The organism is Staphylococcus sp. SM3655 (genome assembly GCF_016917315.1).
Taxonomy (GTDB): Bacteria; Bacillota; Bacilli; order Staphylococcales; family Staphylococcaceae; genus Staphylococcus; species Staphylococcus aureus.
In genome coordinates, this window is sequence record NZ_CP070305.1 from 2,125,080 (window position 1) to 2,142,931 (window position 17,852).

Consider the following 17,852-nt stretch of genomic DNA (forward strand, 5'->3'; position numbering starts at 1 on the left):
AATGAAACCATTACATTTAAAGTTGAATAATTTCGGCCCCTTTTTAAAAGAAGAAATTGATTTTTCTAAAATTGATAATAATGAATTGTTTTTAATAAGTGGTAAGACTGGATCGGGTAAAACAATGATTTTTGATGCAATGACTTATGCCTTGTTTGGTAAAGCATCAACTGAACAAAGAGAAGAAAATGATTTGAGAAGTCATTTCGCTGATGGTAAACAGCCGATGTCAGTAACATTTGAATTTCAATTAAATCATCGAATTTATAAAGTGCATAGACAAGGCCCTTATATCAAAGAAGGTAATACAACAAAAACGAACGCTAAATTTGATGTATTTGAGATGGTGGATGGCAAGTATGAAATTAGAGAAAGTAAAGTAATTTCAGGTACCCAATTCATTATTGAATTATTAGGAGTAAATGCAGATCAATTCCGACAATTGTTTATTTTGCCTCAAGGTGAATTCAAACGCTTTTTAATATCAAACAGTCGTGAAAAGCAAGGGATATTAAGAACACTGTTTGACAGTGAAAAATTTGAAGCTATACGAGAAATATTAAAAGAAGAAGTAAAAAAAGAAAAAGCTCAAATCGAGAATAGATATCAACAAATTGACCTTTTATGGCAAGAAATTGAATCATTTGATGATGACAATATAAAAGGCTTATTAGAGGTTGCCACTCAACAGATAGACAAATTGATTGAAAATATACCACTTTTACAAGCTAGGTCGAAAGAAATACTAGCATCTGTAAATGAAAGTAAAGAAACTGCTATTAAAGAATTTGAAATAATAGAAAAGAAAACATTAGAAAATAATATATTAAAAGATAATATTAATCAACTCAACAAAAATAAAATTGATTTCGTTCAATTGAAAGAACAACAACCTGAAATAGAGGGAATTGAAGCTAAGTTAAAGTTGTTACAAGATATTACAAACCTATTGAATTATATTGAAAATAGAGAAAAAATTGAAACTAAAATTGCTAATAGCAAAAAAGATATTTCTAAAACCAATAATAAAATATTGAATCTTGATTGTGATAAGCGAAACATAGACAAAGAGAAAAAAATGTTAGAAGAAAACGGAGATTTAATTGAAAGTAAAATCTCTTTTATTGATAAAACTAGAGTATTATTTAACGATATTAATAAGTATCAACAAAGTTATCTCAATATTGAAAGCTTGAGAACTGAGGGTGAACAATTAGGTGATGAATTAAATAATCTAATTAAAGGTTTAGAAAAGGTCGAAGATTCAATAGGTAATAACGAAAGTGATTACGAGAAAATTATCGAACTAAATAATGCGATAACTAACATAAATAATGAAATTAATATAATTAAAGAAAATGAAAAAGCTAAAGCTGAATTAGATAAACTATTAGGTAGTAAGCAAGAGTTAGAGAATCAAATTAATGAAGAAACAACTATAATGAAGAATCTCGAAATAAAATTAGATCACTACGATAAATCAAAATTGGACTTAAATGATAAAGAAAGCTTTATAAGTGAAATTAAATCTGCTGTAAAGATTGGAGATCAATGTCCGATATGTGGTAATGAAATTCAGGATTTAGGGCATCATATTGATTTTGACAGTATTGCTAAACGTCAAAATGAAATTAAAGAAATTGAAGCAAATATCCACGCAATAAAATCGAATATTGCTGTGCATAATTCTGAAATTAAATTTGTTAATGAAAAAATATCGAATATTAATATTAAAACGCAAAGTGATTTTTCACTCGAAGTATTGAATAAGCGTCTGCTAGAAAATGAAAATGCATTGAATAATCAAAGAGATCTTAATAAATTTATAGAACAAATGAAAGAAGAAAAAGATAATCTAACGTTGCAAATTCATAATAAACAATTGCGACTAAATAAAAATGAATCTGAGTTGAAATTATGTCGAGATCTCATCACTGAATTTGAAACACTCTCGAAATATAATAATATCACTAATTTTGAGGTGGATTATAAGAAGTATATTCAAGATGTGAACCAACATCAAGAACACTCAAAGGAGATTGAAGATAAGTCAATGCAATTGTCTCAAAGAAAGTTAATTGAGCAAAATAATCTAAATCACTATGAAAATCAACTAGAAACTTACAATAATGACTTAGAATTGAATGAAAAATCTATTGAAATGGAAATGTCGAGGCTGAATTTAACTGACGACAATGATATAAATGAAATAATAGCCTGGAGGGGCGAGCAAGAGGAATTAGAGCAGAAAAGGGATACTTATAAAAAACGTTATCATGAATTTGAAATGGAAATAGCTAGGTTAGAATCATTAACCAAGGATAAAGAGTTATTGGACTCTGATAAATTAAAAGATGAATATGAGCAAAAAAAAGAAAAGATGAATACACTGATAGATGAATACTCTGCTGTTCATTATCAATGTCAAAATAATATTAATAAAACACAATCTATAGTTTCGCATATTAATTACTTAAATCAAGAATTAAAGGATCAACAAGAAATTTTTCAATTGGCTGAAATTGTCAGTGGTAAGAATAACAAAAATCTTACATTGGAAAACTTTGTCTTAATTTACTATTTAGATCAAATTATTGCCCAAGCAAATCTGAGATTAGCAACAATGTCAGATAATCGATACCAACTAATTAGGCGAGAAGCGGTTTCTCATGGTCTTAGTGGCCTAGAAATTGATGTATTTGATTTGCATTCAAATAAGTCTAGACATATTAGCTCGTTATCAGGTGGAGAAACTTTCCAATCGTCGCTTGCATTAGCTTTAGGGTTAAGCGAAATTGTACAGCAGCAATCAGGAGGTATTTCACTAGAATCAATATTTATTGATGAAGGATTCGGTACATTAGATCAAGAAACGCTTGAAACAGCGTTAGACACTTTATTAAATCTTAAATCAACTGGTAGAATGGTTGGGATTATTTCACATGTGAGCGAATTGAAAAATAGAATACCTTTAGTTTTAGAAGTGAAATCAGATCAATATCAGAGTTCAACAAGATTCAAAAGAAATTAAAACATAAAAAATAGAGATGGTACTTTGGAATGTATAGAACAACCTTAGCCCATCTCTTTTTATTTAAAAATTATTTTTTCTCACGTAATAAATCTCTGATTTCAGTTAATAACACAACATTTTCTTCCACAACTGCTTCTTCTTCGGCTTCTTCTTTCTTCATTAATGTATTTGCAATCTTAACAAAGATGAATAAAGCAAACGCGATGATAATAAAGTCGATAACAGATTGGATAAATAAACCGTATTTAATACCCCAGAATGACCATTCTTTAGCAAAATCAACTGATCCGAAAATTTTACCAATTAATGGCATGATGATATTTTCTACTAATGAAGATATAATCTTGTTGAAAGCTGCACCCATCACAACAGCAATTGCTAAATCTAAGACGTTACCTTTTAAGGCGAACTCTTTGAATTCTTTTAACATTACACTCAACCTCTCTTTTTTAAATGTAACCTCAATTATACAACAAATAAAAAAATTAGAAAATAGATTATTCAAGAAAATTTGATTATCGCAAAGACCTTTGTTATCCTATAAAGGTGCGTGAGTTATTGAATAAAATGTTTAGATAATCTTTTTATTCTACTACATAAAATTAAATATAGAATTGAAGGGAGTAATTAATTATGAATTCTTCTTCACCAGAGAATCCAAATGGAAAGAAGTATTCACCAGTCTTCATCTATAGTGCAATTGTTGTTGCTATAGTCGTATTACTTGGTGCATTTTTACCTGAACAATTCAACTATGTTACCAATAATATTAAAATGTGGATTACAGAAAAGTTAGGTTGGTATTATCTTATTCTTACTACGATTATCGTGTTCTTCTGTATATTCCTTATTTTTAGTCCTATTGGAAAACTTAAACTAGGTAAACCAAATGACAAACCTGAGTTTAATACAATTTCATGGTTTGCTATGTTGTTTAGTGCTGGTATGGGGATAGGTTTGGTGTTTTATGGTGCAGCTGAACCGATGGCGCACTTTGCTACGCCACCTACAGCAGATCCCAAAACTACTGAAGCTTATACTGAAGCTCTACGTTCAACATTTTTCCATTGGGGATTCCATGCTTGGGCTGTTTATGGTGTTGTTGCGTTAGCGTTGGCATATTCGCAATTCCGTAAAGGTGAACCAGGTTTATTATCTAGAACTTTACGTCCTCTTTTAGGTGATAAAGTAGAAGGTCCTATTGGGATTTTTATTGACGTTTTATCTGTATTTGCGACAATCGTTGGGGTAGCCGTTTCGTTAGGTATGGGTGCTCTACAAATTAATGGTGGTTTACATTACTTGTTCAATGTTCCAAATAATACGTTTGTACAAGCGATTATCATCATTGTTGTTACTATCTTATTTATAGCAAGTGCATGGTCTGGATTAAGTAAAGGTATTCAATACTTAAGTAACTTGAACATTGGTTTAGGTACTATTTTAATGGTAGCTGCTTTAATTGTTGGACCAACTGTTCTTATTTTAAATATGTTAACTAGCTCTACGGGTAGTTTACTAAACACATTCTTGTTTAATAGTTTTGATACAGCAGCTTTAAATCCTCAAAAACGTGAATGGATGTCTTCATGGACACTTTATTACTGGGGTTGGTGGTTAAGTTGGAGCCCATTCGTTGGAGTGTTTATTGCACGAGTTTCAAAAGGACGTTCAATTAGAGAGTTCATTTCTGGTGTCTTGCTAGTTCCAGCAATTGTTAGTTTTGTTTGGTTTAGTGTCTTTGGTGTATTAGGCATCGAGACAGGTAAGAAACACAAAGAAATTTTTGATATGACTCCTGAAACACAGCTATTTGGAGTGTTTAATCATGTGCCATTTGGCATTGTTTTATCGTTGATTGCATTATTATTAATTGCATCATTCTTTATTACATCTGCTGACTCAGCAACATTTGTATTAGGAATGCAAACAACATTTGGTTCATTAAATCCATCTAGTATGGTAAAAGTTGTTTGGGGAATTTCACAGGCCTTAATAGCATTTGTACTTTTATTAGCTGGTGGCGGTAACGGCGCTGAAGCTTTAAATGCGATTCAAAGTGCTGCAATTATAAGTGCATTCCCATTCTCCTTTGTCGTCATACTCATGATGGTAAGTTTCTACAAGGATGCGAACCAGGAACGTAAATTCCTAGGTTTAACATTGACTCCGAATAAACATCGCTTACAAGAATATATCAAGAGTCAACAAGAAGATTATGAATCTGACATTCTTGAAAAGCGTCAGTCACGTAGAAATATAGAGAAAAAAGATAACTAATAAAATTTAGTTAAGTATTTAAATAACAAGTAGTATGTCATTCTAGTAGCTAGAACAGATATACTACTTGTTTGTTTTTGTGGAAAATTGAGTATATTCAAAAGGATAAGAACGAGAATTTCGTTATTAAACTACGAATTCTCGATTTTTTTTATATTTTAAGATAGGTTTATTTCTGACAACTTAATAGAAAGGGGTTTGACAAAGCTAAAGTGAAGTACGACGGTATAAAAAATTAACTATACTTTTATAGAAAATTAACTCAGACTGGGACATAAATCAATATTCTATGCTCTACGAAGTTATATTGGCAGTAGTTGACTGAACGAAAATGCGCTTGTAACAAGCTTTTTTCAATTCTAGTCAGGGGCCCCAACACAGAGAATTTCGAAAAGAAATTCTACAGGCAATGCGAGTTGGGGTGAGGGCCCCAACACAGAAGCTGACGAAAAGTCAGCTTACAATAATGTGCAAGTTGGGGATGGAGCCCAACAAAGAGAAATTGGATTCCCAATTTCTACAGACAATGCAAGTTGGGGTGGGACGACGAAATAAATTTTGCGAAAATATCATTTCTGTCCCACTCCCATCAAAAGAATGACATTGAAAAGAAATATTAAAGTTTGGTGCCATAATTTTCTTTCTGCTCAATGAAATAATACGTTTGAAAATTGAATTGAATCATTCACGAAATTGATAATTATTCTCAATTAATAAAAAATACTTATTACACCTTGCCCGCATGATAAGTTTTTCTTATATACTCTGATTAAAAAGTCAAAACCTAAATTAAGCGTTTTCTAAGCATGATGAGTTGTTTATCAATAAATATAATAATACAATTTAATCAAGGCATATAAATATAAAAATGTATCAAGGGGGATCATTAAATGGCTGCAAATTTTAAAGAGCAATCAAAAAAACATTTTGACTTGAATGGCCAAAGTTATACTTACTATGATTTAAAAGCTGTAGAAGAGCAAGGTATTACTAAAGTTTCCAATTTACCTTATTCAATTCGTGTTTTGTTAGAATCTTTACTTCGTCAAGAAGATGATTTTGTAATTACAGACGATCATATTAAAGCTTTAAGTCAGTTTGGAAAAGATGGAAATGAAGGCGAGGTACCATTTAAACCTTCTCGTGTTATTTTACAAGATTTCACAGGTGTACCAGCCGTAGTTGATTTAGCTTCTTTACGTAAAGCAATGGATGACGTTGGGGGAGATATTACTAAAATTAATCCAGAAGTACCGGTGGATTTAGTTATTGACCACTCAGTTCAAGTGGATAGCTATGCAAATCCAGAAGCTCTTGAACGTAATATGAAATTAGAATTTGAACGTAACTATGAACGTTATCAGTTTTTAAATTGGGCAACGAAAGCATTTGATAATTACAATGCAGTTCCTCCTGCAACTGGAATAGTTCACCAAGTTAACTTAGAATATTTAGCAAGTGTTGTACATGTTCGTGATGTAGATGGTGAAAAAACTGCATTTCCGGATACATTAGTTGGTACTGATTCACATACAACAATGATAAATGGTATTGGCGTACTAGGATGGGGTGTTGGTGGTATTGAAGCTGAAGCTGGAATGCTTGGACAACCTTCTTATTTCCCAATTCCAGAGGTTATTGGTGTACGACTAGTAAATTCATTACCACAAGGCGCAACAGCAACTGATTTAGCGTTAAGAGTAACTCAAGAGCTACGTAAAAAAGGTGTTGTTGGTAAATTTGTAGAGTTCTTTGGTCCAGGTGTACAACATTTACCACTAGCAGACCGTGCTACAATTGCAAACATGGCACCAGAGTATGGAGCAACTTGCGGATTCTTCCCGGTTGATGATGAATCTCTTAAATATATGAAGTTAACTGGTAGATCAGACGAACATATCGCGCTAGTAAAAGAATATTTGAAACAAAACCATATGTTCTTTGATGTTGAAAAAGAAGATCCTAATTATACAGATGTTATCGAATTGGATTTATCAACAGTTGAAGCATCGCTTTCAGGACCAAAACGTCCTCAAGATTTAATTTTCTTAAGTGATATGAAATCATCATTTGAAAATTCTGTAACAGCTCCAGCAGGCAACCAAGGACACGGTTTAGATAAAAGTGAATTTGATAAGAAAGCTGAAATTAACTTTAAAGATGGATCAAAAGCTACAATGAAAACAGGTGATATTGCAATAGCAGCAATTACATCATGTACAAATACATCTAACCCTTATGTAATGTTAGGTGCAGGTTTAGTTGCTAAAAAAGCAGTTGAAAAAGGCTTGAAAGTTCCTGAATACGTTAAAACTTCTCTAGCACCAGGATCAAAAGTTGTTACCGGATATTTAAGAGATGCTGGCTTACAACCTTATTTAGATGATTTAGGCTTCAACTTGGTTGGTTATGGATGTACAACTTGTATCGGTAATTCAGGTCCTTTATTACCAGAAATTGAAAAAGCGATTGCTGATGAGGACCTATTAGTGACATCTGTATTATCTGGTAACCGTAACTTTGAAGGTCGTATCCATCCTCTTGTTAAAGCCAATTACCTAGCTTCACCACAGTTAGTTGTTGCTTATGCATTAGCTGGAACGGTTGATATTGATTTACAGAATGAACCTATTGGTAAAGGTAATGACGGTGAAGATGTATATTTGAAAGATATTTGGCCATCAATTAAAGAAGTTTCAGATACCGTTGATAGTGTTGTAACACCTGAATTATTTATTGAAGAATATAATAACGTATACAATAACAACGAATTATGGAATGAGATTGATGTAACTGATCAACCTCTATATGACTTTGATCCTAATTCAACATACATTCAAAATCCATCATTCTTCCAAGGATTATCTAAAGAACCGGGTACGATTGTTCCATTAAATGGTTTACGTGTTATGGGTAAATTCGGTGATTCTGTGACAACTGACCACATCTCTCCAGCAGGTGCAATTGGTAAAGATACGCCAGCTGGTAAATATTTACAAGATCATCAAGTGCCTATTCGTGAATTTAATTCATATGGTTCAAGACGTGGTAATCACGAAGTAATGGTTCGAGGTACGTTTGCTAATATACGTATTAAAAACCAATTAGCGCCAGGTACTGAAGGTGGTTTTACAACTTATTGGCCAACAAATGAAGTAATGCCTATCTTTGATGCTGCAATGAAATATAAAGAAGATGGTACAGGTTTAGTTGTATTAGCTGGTAACGATTATGGTATGGGTTCATCTCGTGACTGGGCAGCAAAAGGTACAAACTTATTAGGTGTTAAAACAGTTATTGCACAAAGTTATGAACGTATCCATCGTTCAAATTTAGTTATGATGGGTGTATTACCATTAGAGTTTAAAAAAGGTGAATCAGCTGATTCTCTTGGTCTAGATGGTACAGAAGAAATTTCTGTTAATATTGATGAAAATGTTCAACCACATGACTACGTCAAAGTTACTGCTAAGAAGCAAGATGGTGATTTGGTAGAATTTGACGCTATGGTTCGTTTTGACTCACTTGTTGAAATGGATTACTATCGTCACGGTGGAATTTTACAAATGGTTTTAAGAAATAAATTAGCGCAATAAAAAATAGATATCACAGTAAAATTTTAATCGGTATTTGAGGCACTTTGATAGTGCTCAAAAATACTTCTATAAACTTTATGATATAATAGGTCGGTTCAAAACCTTTGTGTTCTTGGCCGGCCTCTTCTTGTATTTTATGTTAGAATGAGATATAAAGTTAAACTGAAAGAAGGCTTAAAATGATATATAGTATTACAGAAATAGAAGCGCGTTATGCTGAAACTGATAAGATGGGTGTAATTTATCACGGGAATTATGCAACTTGGTTTGAAGTTGCGCGGTTGGATTATATATCGAAGTTAGGTTTTAGTTATGCTGATATGGAAAAACAAGGAATCATTTCACCTGTGACTGACCTCAATGTCAATTATAAAAAGTCTATTTTTTATCCAGAAAAAGTTAAAGTTAAAACTTGGGTTGAAAAATATTCGAGATTACGTTCAGTGTATAAATATGAGATTTTTAATGAAAAAGGTGAACTTGCAACTACAGGTTCCACAGAATTGATTTGCATTAAAGAAGATACTTTTAAGCCTATACGGTTGGATCGTTATTTCCCAGATTGGCATGAAGCTTATAGTAAAGTGCAAACGCTCAATAATGAAGGGAAAACAGTAGAGATAATGGATGGTATTGATTCTTTATAAGTTACTGTAAATGTTTGGAGAGGCAATATTAACAATTAATCTATAAAAAATAGCCAATACGTTAACATTAATGTAATTAGCGTGAAGATAAGCTAATATATAGCAAAAACGAACTTGTTCATACAACATCAGATGTGCTAAACCAAAGTACAACTTCCGAGGTTCAGGACACATCAGAATGTGTAAACAAGTTCGTTTTATTTTAGTTATTTTGTGGAATAAGAAATTTCATCTTCGTGATCAACTACATTTACAATAATGTGGTCATCTTCAAAGTACCACAAATCTTTTTCCGCTACGACAACATTTAAATCGTCATATTGTTGTTCATAGCCAATATCAACATCTTCCTTTGGTTCAACTGTAAAAGCAGGACTAAATCCTTGCTTGAGTTGGAATTCGCCACCATATCTTACAAAAAACACGAGCACTTTATTATTTTCAGGCAACTCAAGTTCATTTTTAAACCAAGTTACTGCTGCATCAGTAAGTTCTATTTGCATAACAATGACCTCCTATATTTATTACAGAATGGGAGTGGGCCAACTTGTATTATTTGTGGAATTTCTTATCGAAATTCTCTGTGTTGGAGCCCACCCCAACCTGCTCATTATTGTAAGCTGAATTTCCATAAGCTTCTATGTTGGGACCCCCGACCAGAATTGAAAAAACCTAGTTATAAGCGCATTTCGTTCGGTTAACTACAGCTAATATAACATTGTGGAGCCTATGACATTGATTTATGTCTCGGTATCAAATGTTCTTGTAAAAAAACTAAGTATAGTTGAATTTTAAGTTAAAAAAATTGTTTTTGCAAAAATAAAATAATCCATCAACTGCAAAAAAATATGCAATGATGGACTAATGTCAAAAAATTGTTACATCCATTTTATTTTAGGTTCTTCGCCTCTAAAAATCCTTGCGATATTAGAGCGATGTCTAATTATCAATATGATTGAAACTAAGAAACTAACGACTAATAAAATGTAGTCTTGAATGATAAGCGAGCCAATCACACAGCAAATTGCTGCAACGATACTTGCTAAAGAAACATATTTAAAAATCTTCAATACAATAAAGAAGATAATTGCAAGTATTAGTAAAAGTATCGGATTGACTCCCAAGACGACACCTGCACTAGTTGCAACCGCTTTGCCACCTTGGAATTTTAAATAAACAGGATAAACGTGTCCAAGTATAGCGAATAAGCCAACAATTAAACCATTTGTAAAAAAAGTACTAATAGGGCCATCTGCGTGAACTGGTAACCATAAAGGGAAGAAAACAGTTATGAACCCTTTGAAAATATCTAGAAATGTTACCAAGAATCCTGCAGGACGACCTAATACTCTAAAGCTATTAGTAGCGCCAGTATTACCACTACCAAATTGTCTAATATCTTTTTTGAAAAATAATTTTCCAATTACGAATCCACTTGGGAAAGCGCCGATAAGATAACTTAGTAGTAACATGACGATTATCATCATAAATATTACACATCCTTTAATATCTTAGGACTATTTTATCATATTCGTTTAAATTACGGCTAAAAATTTTAAAAACGGAGATTAATATATGGAATTAAGCTATGAAAGTTAATTGATACTTGCATTTTACGCTGATTTATATAAGAATAACTATTGTATAGTTTTAAAAACGAACGTACGTTTGCAGGAGGCGAAATCATTGGCAATGAATAAACAAAATAATTATTCAGATGATTCAATACAGGTTTTAGAGGGGTTAGAAGCAGTTCGTAAAAGACCTGGTATGTATATTGGATCAACTGATAAACGGGGATTACATCATCTAGTATATGAAATTGTCGATAACTCCGTCGATGAAGTATTGAATGGTTACGGTAACGAAATAGATGTAACAATTAATAAAGATGGTAGTATTTCTATAGAAGATAATGGACGTGGTATGCCAACAGGTATACATAAATCAGGTAAACCGACAGTCGAAGTTATCTTTACTGTTTTACATGCAGGAGGTAAATTTGGACAAGGCGGCTATAAAACTTCAGGTGGTCTTCACGGTGTTGGTGCTTCAGTTGTAAATGCATTGAGTGAATGGCTTGAAGTTGAAATCCATCGAGATGGTAATATATATCATCAAAGTTTTAAAAACGGTGGTTCGCCATCTTCTGGTTTAGTGAAAAAAGGTAAAACTAAGAAAACAGGTACCAAAGTAACATTTAAACCTGATGACACAATTTTTAAAGCATCTACATCATTTAATTTTGATGTTTTAAGCGAACGACTACAAGAGTCTGCGTTCTTATTGAAAAATTTAAAAATAACGCTTAATGATTTACGCAGTGGTAAAGAGCGTCAAGAGCATTACCATTATGAAGAAGGAATCAAAGAGTTTGTTAGTTATGTCAATGAAGGAAAAGAAGTTTTGCATGACGTGGCTACATTTTCAGGTGAAGCAAATGGTATAGAGGTAGACGTAGCTTTCCAATATAATGATCAATATTCAGAAAGTATTTTAAGTTTTGTAAATAATGTACGTACTAAAGATGGTGGTACACATGAAGTTGGTTTTAAAACAGCAATGACACGTGTATTTAATGATTATGCACGTCGTATTAATGAACTTAAAACAAAAGATAAAAACTTAGATGGTAATGATATTCGTGAAGGTTTAACAGCTGTTGTGTCTGTTCGTATTCCAGAAGAATTATTGCAATTTGAAGGACAAACGAAATCTAAATTGGGTACTTCTGAAGCTAGAAGTGCTGTTGATTCAGTTGTTGCAGACAAATTGCCATTCTATTTAGAAGAAAAAGGACAATTGTCTAAATCACTTGTGAAAAAAGCGATTAAAGCACAACAAGCAAGGGAAGCTGCACGTAAAGCTCGTGAAGATGCTCGTTCAGGTAAGAAAAACAAGCGTAAAGACACTTTGCTATCTGGTAAATTAACACCTGCACAAAGTAAAAACACTGAAAAAAATGAATTGTATTTAGTCGAAGGTGATTCTGCGGGAGGTTCAGCAAAACTTGGACGAGACCGCAAATTCCAAGCGATATTACCATTACGTGGTAAGGTAATTAATACAGAGAAAGCACGTCTAGAAGATATTTTTAAAAATGAAGAAATTAATACAATTATCCACACAATCGGGGCAGGCGTTGGTACTGACTTTAAAATTGAAGATAGTAATTATAATCGTGTAATTATTATGACTGATGCTGATACTGATGGTGCGCATATTCAAGTGCTATTGTTAACATTCTTCTTCAAATATATGAAACCGCTTGTTCAAGCAGGTCGTGTATTTATTGCTTTACCTCCACTTTATAAATTGGAAAAAGGTAAAGGCAAAACAAAGCGAGTTGAATACGCTTGGACAGACGAAGAGCTTAATAAATTGCAAAAAGAACTTGGTAAAGGCTTCACGTTACAACGTTACAAAGGTTTGGGTGAAATGAACCCTGAACAATTATGGGAAACGACGATGAACCCAGAAACACGAACTTTAATTCGTGTACAAGTTGAAGATGAAGTGCGTTCATCTAAACGTGTAACAACATTAATGGGTGACAAAGTACAACCTAGACGTGAATGGATTGAAAAGCATGTTGAGTTTGGTATGCAAGAGGACCAAAGTATTTTAGATAATTCTGAAGTACAAGTGCTTGAAAATGATCAATTTGATGAGGAGGAAATCTAGTGAGTGAAATAATTCAAGATTTATCACTTGAAGATGTTTTAGGTGATCGCTTTGGAAGATATAGTAAATATATTATTCAAGAGCGTGCATTGCCAGATGTTCGTGATGGTTTAAAACCAGTACAACGTCGTATTTTATATGCAATGTATTCAAGTGGTAATACACACGATAAAAATTTCCGTAAAAGTGCGAAAACAGTCGGTGATGTTATTGGTCAATATCATCCACATGGAGACTCCTCAGTGTACGAAGCAATGGTCCGTTTAAGTCAAGACTGGAAGTTACGACATGTCTTAATAGAAATGCATGGTAATAATGGTAGTATCGATAATGATCCGCCAGCGGCAATGCGTTACACTGAAGCTAAGTTAAGCTTACTAGCTGAAGAGTTATTACGTGATATTAATAAAGAGACAGTTTCTTTCATTCCAAACTATGATGATACGACACTCGAACCAATGGTATTGCCATCAAGATTTCCTAACTTACTAGTGAATGGTTCTACAGGTATATCTGCAGGTTACGCGACAGATATACCACCACATAATTTAGCTGAAGTGATTCAAGCAACACTTAAATATATTGATAATCCGGATATTACAGTCAATCAATTAATGAAATATATTAAAGGTCCTGATTTTCCAACTGGTGGTATTATTCAAGGTATTGATGGTATTAAAAAAGCTTATGAATCAGGTAAAGGTAGAATTATAGTTCGCTCTAAAGTTGAAGAAGAAACTTTACGCAATGGACGTAAACAGTTAATTATTACTGAAATTCCATATGAAGTGAACAAAAGTAGCTTAGTAAAACGTATCGATGAATTACGTGCTGACAAAAAAGTCGATGGTATCGTTGAAGTACGTGATGAAACTGATAGAACTGGTTTACGAATAGCAATTGAATTGAAAAAAGATGTGAACAGTGAATCAATCAAAAATTATCTTTATAAAAACTCTGATTTACAGATTTCATATAATTTCAACATGGTCGCTATTAGTGATGGTCGTCCAAAATTGATGGGTATTCGTCAAATTATAGATAGTTATTTGAATCACCAAATTGAGGTTGTTGCAAATAGAACGAAGTTTGAATTAGATAATGCAGAAAAACGTATGCATATCGTTGAAGGTTTGATTAAAGCGTTGTCAATTTTAGATAAAGTAATCGAATTGATTCGTAGCTCTAAAAACAAGCGTGACGCTAAAGAAAACCTTATCGAAGTATTCGAGTTCACAGAAGAACAGGCTGAAGCAATTGTAATGTTACAGTTATATCGTTTAACAAATACTGACATAGTTGCGCTTGAAGGTGAACATAAAGAACTTGAAGCATTAATCAAACAATTACGTCATATTCTTGATAACCATGATGCATTATTGAATGTCATAAAAGAAGAATTGAATGAAATTAAAAAGAAATTCAAATCTGAACGACTGTCTTTAATTGAAGCAGAAATTGAAGAAATTAAAATTGACAAAGAAGTTATGGTGCCTAGTGAAGAAGTTATTTTAAGTATGACACGTCATGGATATATTAAACGTACTTCTATTCGTAGCTTTAATGCTAGCGGTGTTGAAGATATTGGTTTAAAAGATGGTGACAGTTTACTTAAACATCAAGAAGTAAATACGCAAGATACCGTACTAGTATTTACAAATAAAGGTCGTTATCTATTTATACCGGTTCATAAATTAGCAGATATTCGTTGGAAAGAATTGGGACAACATGTATCACAAATAGTTCCTATCGAAGAAGATGAAGTGGTTATTAATGTCTTTAATGAAAAGGACTTTAATACAGATGCATTTTATGTTTTTGCGACTCAAAATGGCATGATTAAGAAAAGTACAGTGCCTCTATTTAAAACAACGCGTTTTAATAAACCTTTAATTGCTACTAAAGTTAAAGAAAATGATGATTTGATTAGTGTTATGCGCTTTGAAAAAGATCAATTAATTACCGTCATTACTAATAAAGGTATGTCATTAACGTATAATACAAGTGAACTATCAGATACCGGATTAAGGGCAGCTGGTGTTAAATCAATAAATCTTAAAGCTGAAGATTTCGTTGTTATGACAGAAGGTGTTTCTGAAAATGATACTATATTGATGGCCACACAACGCGGCTCGTTAAAACGTATTAGTTTTAAAATCTTACAAGTTGCTAAAAGAGCACAACGTGGAATAACTTTATTAAAAGAATTAAAGAAAAATCCACATCGTATTGTAGCTGCACATGTAGTGACAGGTGAACATAGTCAATATACATTATATTCAAAATCAAATGAAGAACATGGTTTAATTAATGATATTCATAAATCTGAACAATATACAAATGGCTCATTCATTGTAGATACAGATGATTTTGGTGAAGTAATAGACATGTATATTAGCTAAAAACTATATGCAATCACGAAATTAAATGATAAAATACAGTAATGTTAAATTTTGACTAAATTCAAGGGATTTATATTAAATGCTGACCAAGTACTTATCGTTAAATTAGCGATATACTTTGACCAAACTAATATAAATCTCTTGTATTGTATAAGAAATGATGATGTATCTCTATATTTACTGAAGGTTCAATTCAGTCTAATTTTATAGAAGGTACATGATTCATGTAGAGGATGCGAGGGGTTTATTTTGAAAGATTTCGATAGTTTAATACCTGGATGGTTTAAAGAATTTGTCCATGTTGGTACCGATTTAATATGGTCTCAATATTTAATTGGTCTATTATTGACAGCTGGATTCTTCTTTACGATTAGTTCTAAATTCGTTCAATTACGAATGTTACCTGAAATGTTTAGAGCTTTAGTAGAACGTCCAGAAACTTTAGAAGATGGTAAGAAGGGTATTTCGCCATTCCAAGCATTTGCGATTAGTGCTGGTTCGAGAGTTGGTACTGGTAATATTGCTGGTGTTGCGACTGCGATTGTTTTAGGCGGTCCAGGTGCAGTATTTTGGATGTGGGTTATTGCATTTATAGGTGCAGCGAGTGCATTTATAGAAGCGACTTTGGCTCAGGTTTATAAAGTACATGATAAAGATGGTGGATTCCGTGGTGGTCCAGCTTACTATATTACTAAAGGTTTAAATCAAAAATGGCTAGGTATCGTATTTGCGATTTTAATTACAATTACATTTGCATTTGTATTTAACACAGTGCAATCTAATACAATTGCGGAGTCGTTAAATACGCAATATAATATTAGTCCAGTAATCACAGGTATTATTTTAGCAATCGTAACAGCTATTATTATATTTGGTGGTGTACGTAGTATTGCTACGTTATCTTCGTTAATTGTACCGATTATGGCTATCATTTACATTGGTATGGTTTTAGTAATATTGCTATTTAATTTAGATCAAATTGTTCCTATGATAGGTACGATTATTAAAAGTGCATTTGGTATCGAACAAGTAACTGGTGGCGCTGTAGGTGCTGCGGTTCTTCAAGGTATCAAACGTGGTTTATTCTCTAACGAAGCTGGTATGGGTTCTGCGCCGAATGCAGCGGCAACTGCTGCCGTACCACACCCTGTTAAGCAAGGTTTAATCCAATCATTAGGTGTGTTCTTTGATACAATGTTGGTTTGTACAGCAACTGCAATCATGATTTTACTATATTCAGGATTGAAATTTGGTGATAACGCACCTCAAGGTGTTGCAGTTACTCAATCAGCACTTAATGAGCATTTAGGTTCTGCTGGAGGTATTTTCTTAACAATAGCAGTTACACTGTTTGCATTTTCATCTGTTGTAGGTAATTACTATTACGGTCAATCTAATATTGAATTTTTATCAACAAACCGTGTAATATTATTTATCTTTAGGTGTCTTGTTGTAGTACTTGTCTTTGTCGGTGCAGTTGTAAAAACAGAAACAGTATGGAATACGGCAGACTTATTTATGGGCTTAATGGCAATTGTAAACATTATTTCCATTATAGGACTGTCCAATGTAGCTTTTGCATTGATGAAAGATTATCAAAAGCAGAAAAAAGAAGGCAAGAACCCTGTCTTTAAACCTGAAAACTTAGAAATTAACTTATTTGGAATTAGTGCTTGGGGCGCTAACAAATATAAGAACTCTGATAAATAAATATTTTTAATGTAACGATTCATTATATAAAAATCAAATAAACCCTGAGGTTTTCAAATTAAAGCGAAAATCTCAGGGTTTTAAATTTGTACTCAATAATCATCTGTATCATTACACTAGTTAATCTAAGATTTGATTATATATTAAAATAGTAAGGTTGAGATTTATTTCCTCCATTGGTGTGCAAAGATTATACCATTGATAAGACATATTGTTGGATAGATGAATATAAATTTATTTTAGCTTTGCACAATTTAATAGTACGTTTTAGTTTGTATTGAGTATTAATTCAGATAATATATAAATAAATAGAATTATTTGTAAATATGGGAGTCAGATTTTTTTATTATAGTTATTCCACTTTGAGAGGCATCGAAATTAAATTAAGATATATCATATAGGATAGGCGTGTAATAGAACACAAGTATTTAAATTATTATACTTTCAAGTTAGACATTTCCGATATATAATCTTAATAATAGAAAAATAGGTGATGATA

Annotated in this window: 10 protein-coding genes; 7 read left to right on the forward strand and 3 right to left on the reverse strand. The window is 32.5% G+C overall.

Annotated elements, in window-relative coordinates:
• Nucleotide 1 precedes the first annotated feature (1 nt).
• Nucleotides 2–3,031: an exonuclease subunit SbcC gene (sbcC, locus tag JQN76_RS10490; RefSeq protein WP_000803168.1), complete on the forward strand. Its 3,030-nt coding sequence runs from the start codon at nucleotides 2–4 to the stop codon at nucleotides 3,029–3,031.
• Between the two features lie 70 nt (nucleotides 3,032–3,101).
• On the opposite strand, the gene mscL is transcribed toward sbcC, so the two are convergent.
• On the reverse strand, nucleotides 3,102–3,464 hold the full coding sequence (gene mscL, locus JQN76_RS10495; RefSeq protein ID WP_000910489.1) for a large conductance mechanosensitive channel protein MscL: 363 nt from the start codon (nucleotides 3,462–3,464) through the stop codon (nucleotides 3,102–3,104).
• Nucleotides 3,465–3,667: 203 nt separating this feature from the next.
• On the opposite strand from mscL, the gene JQN76_RS10500 reads away from it, so the two are divergent.
• The 3 genes from JQN76_RS10500 (at nucleotide 3,668) to menI (ending at nucleotide 9,557) form a co-directional block, all read left to right on the forward strand.
• Nucleotides 3,668–5,314: a BCCT family transporter gene (locus JQN76_RS10500; RefSeq protein ID WP_001088978.1), complete on the forward strand. Its 1,647-nt coding sequence runs from the start codon at nucleotides 3,668–3,670 to the stop codon at nucleotides 5,312–5,314.
• 890 nt (nucleotides 5,315–6,204) lie between these two features.
• Nucleotides 6,205–8,910: an aconitate hydratase AcnA gene (acnA, locus tag JQN76_RS10505; RefSeq protein WP_000729744.1), complete on the forward strand. Its 2,706-nt coding sequence runs from the start codon at nucleotides 6,205–6,207 to the stop codon at nucleotides 8,908–8,910.
• Nucleotides 8,911–9,089: 179 nt separating this feature from the next.
• Nucleotides 9,090–9,557, forward strand: coding sequence for a 1,4-dihydroxy-2-naphthoyl-CoA hydrolase MenI (menI, locus tag JQN76_RS10510; RefSeq protein WP_000640487.1), 468 nt, complete (start codon nucleotides 9,090–9,092; stop codon nucleotides 9,555–9,557).
• Nucleotides 9,558–9,763: 206 nt separating this feature from the next.
• Here menI and JQN76_RS10515 read toward each other — a convergent pair whose 3' ends face one another.
• Together JQN76_RS10515 and plsY are read right to left on the reverse strand one after the other, a co-directional pair.
• A complete protein-coding gene (locus tag JQN76_RS10515) occupies nucleotides 9,764–10,060 on the reverse strand; it encodes a HesB/YadR/YfhF family protein (protein WP_001165377.1) in 297 nt (98 codons plus the stop codon).
• 375 nt (nucleotides 10,061–10,435) lie between these two features.
• Entirely contained in the window at nucleotides 10,436–11,044 is a 609-nt protein-coding gene (gene plsY, locus JQN76_RS10520) for a glycerol-3-phosphate 1-O-acyltransferase PlsY (protein WP_000972779.1), read from the reverse strand.
• A 205-nt stretch (nucleotides 11,045–11,249) separates the two neighbouring features.
• Between plsY and parE the strand changes: the two genes are divergently transcribed.
• From parE to alsT, 3 genes are all read left to right on the forward strand, one after another.
• A complete protein-coding gene (parE, locus tag JQN76_RS10525) occupies nucleotides 11,250–13,241 on the forward strand; it encodes a DNA topoisomerase IV subunit B (RefSeq protein WP_001548666.1) in 1,992 nt (663 codons plus the stop codon).
• Entirely contained in the window at nucleotides 13,241–15,643 is a 2,403-nt protein-coding gene (parC, locus tag JQN76_RS10530) for a DNA topoisomerase IV subunit A (RefSeq protein ID WP_001289562.1), read from the forward strand. The genes parE and parC overlap by 1 nt, the downstream gene beginning before the upstream one ends.
• A gap of 249 nt (nucleotides 15,644–15,892) precedes the next feature.
• A complete protein-coding gene (gene alsT, locus JQN76_RS10535) occupies nucleotides 15,893–17,353 on the forward strand; it encodes a glutamine transporter AlsT (RefSeq protein ID WP_000651160.1) in 1,461 nt (486 codons plus the stop codon).
• Nucleotides 17,354–17,852: the final 499 nt, after the last annotated feature.

Excerpts from the sequence above, each read along its gene's own strand:
- sbcC (WP_000803168.1), top strand. The coding sequence starts at position 2 with ATGAAACCATTACATTTAAAGTTGAATAATTTCGGCCCCTTTTTAAAA.
- mscL (WP_000910489.1), bottom strand. The coding sequence starts at position 3,464 with ATGTTAAAAGAATTCAAAGAGTTCGCCTTAAAAGGTAACGTCTTAGAT.
- JQN76_RS10500 (WP_001088978.1), top strand. The coding sequence starts at position 3,668 with ATGAATTCTTCTTCACCAGAGAATCCAAATGGAAAGAAGTATTCACCA.
- acnA (WP_000729744.1), top strand. The coding sequence starts at position 6,205 with ATGGCTGCAAATTTTAAAGAGCAATCAAAAAAACATTTTGACTTGAAT.
- menI (WP_000640487.1), top strand. The coding sequence starts at position 9,090 with ATGATATATAGTATTACAGAAATAGAAGCGCGTTATGCTGAAACTGAT.
- JQN76_RS10515 (WP_001165377.1), bottom strand. The coding sequence starts at position 10,060 with ATGCAAATAGAACTTACTGATGCAGCAGTAACTTGGTTTAAAAATGAA.
- plsY (WP_000972779.1), bottom strand. The coding sequence starts at position 11,044 with ATGATGATAATCGTCATGTTACTACTAAGTTATCTTATCGGCGCTTTC.
- parE (WP_001548666.1), top strand. The coding sequence starts at position 11,250 with ATGAATAAACAAAATAATTATTCAGATGATTCAATACAGGTTTTAGAG.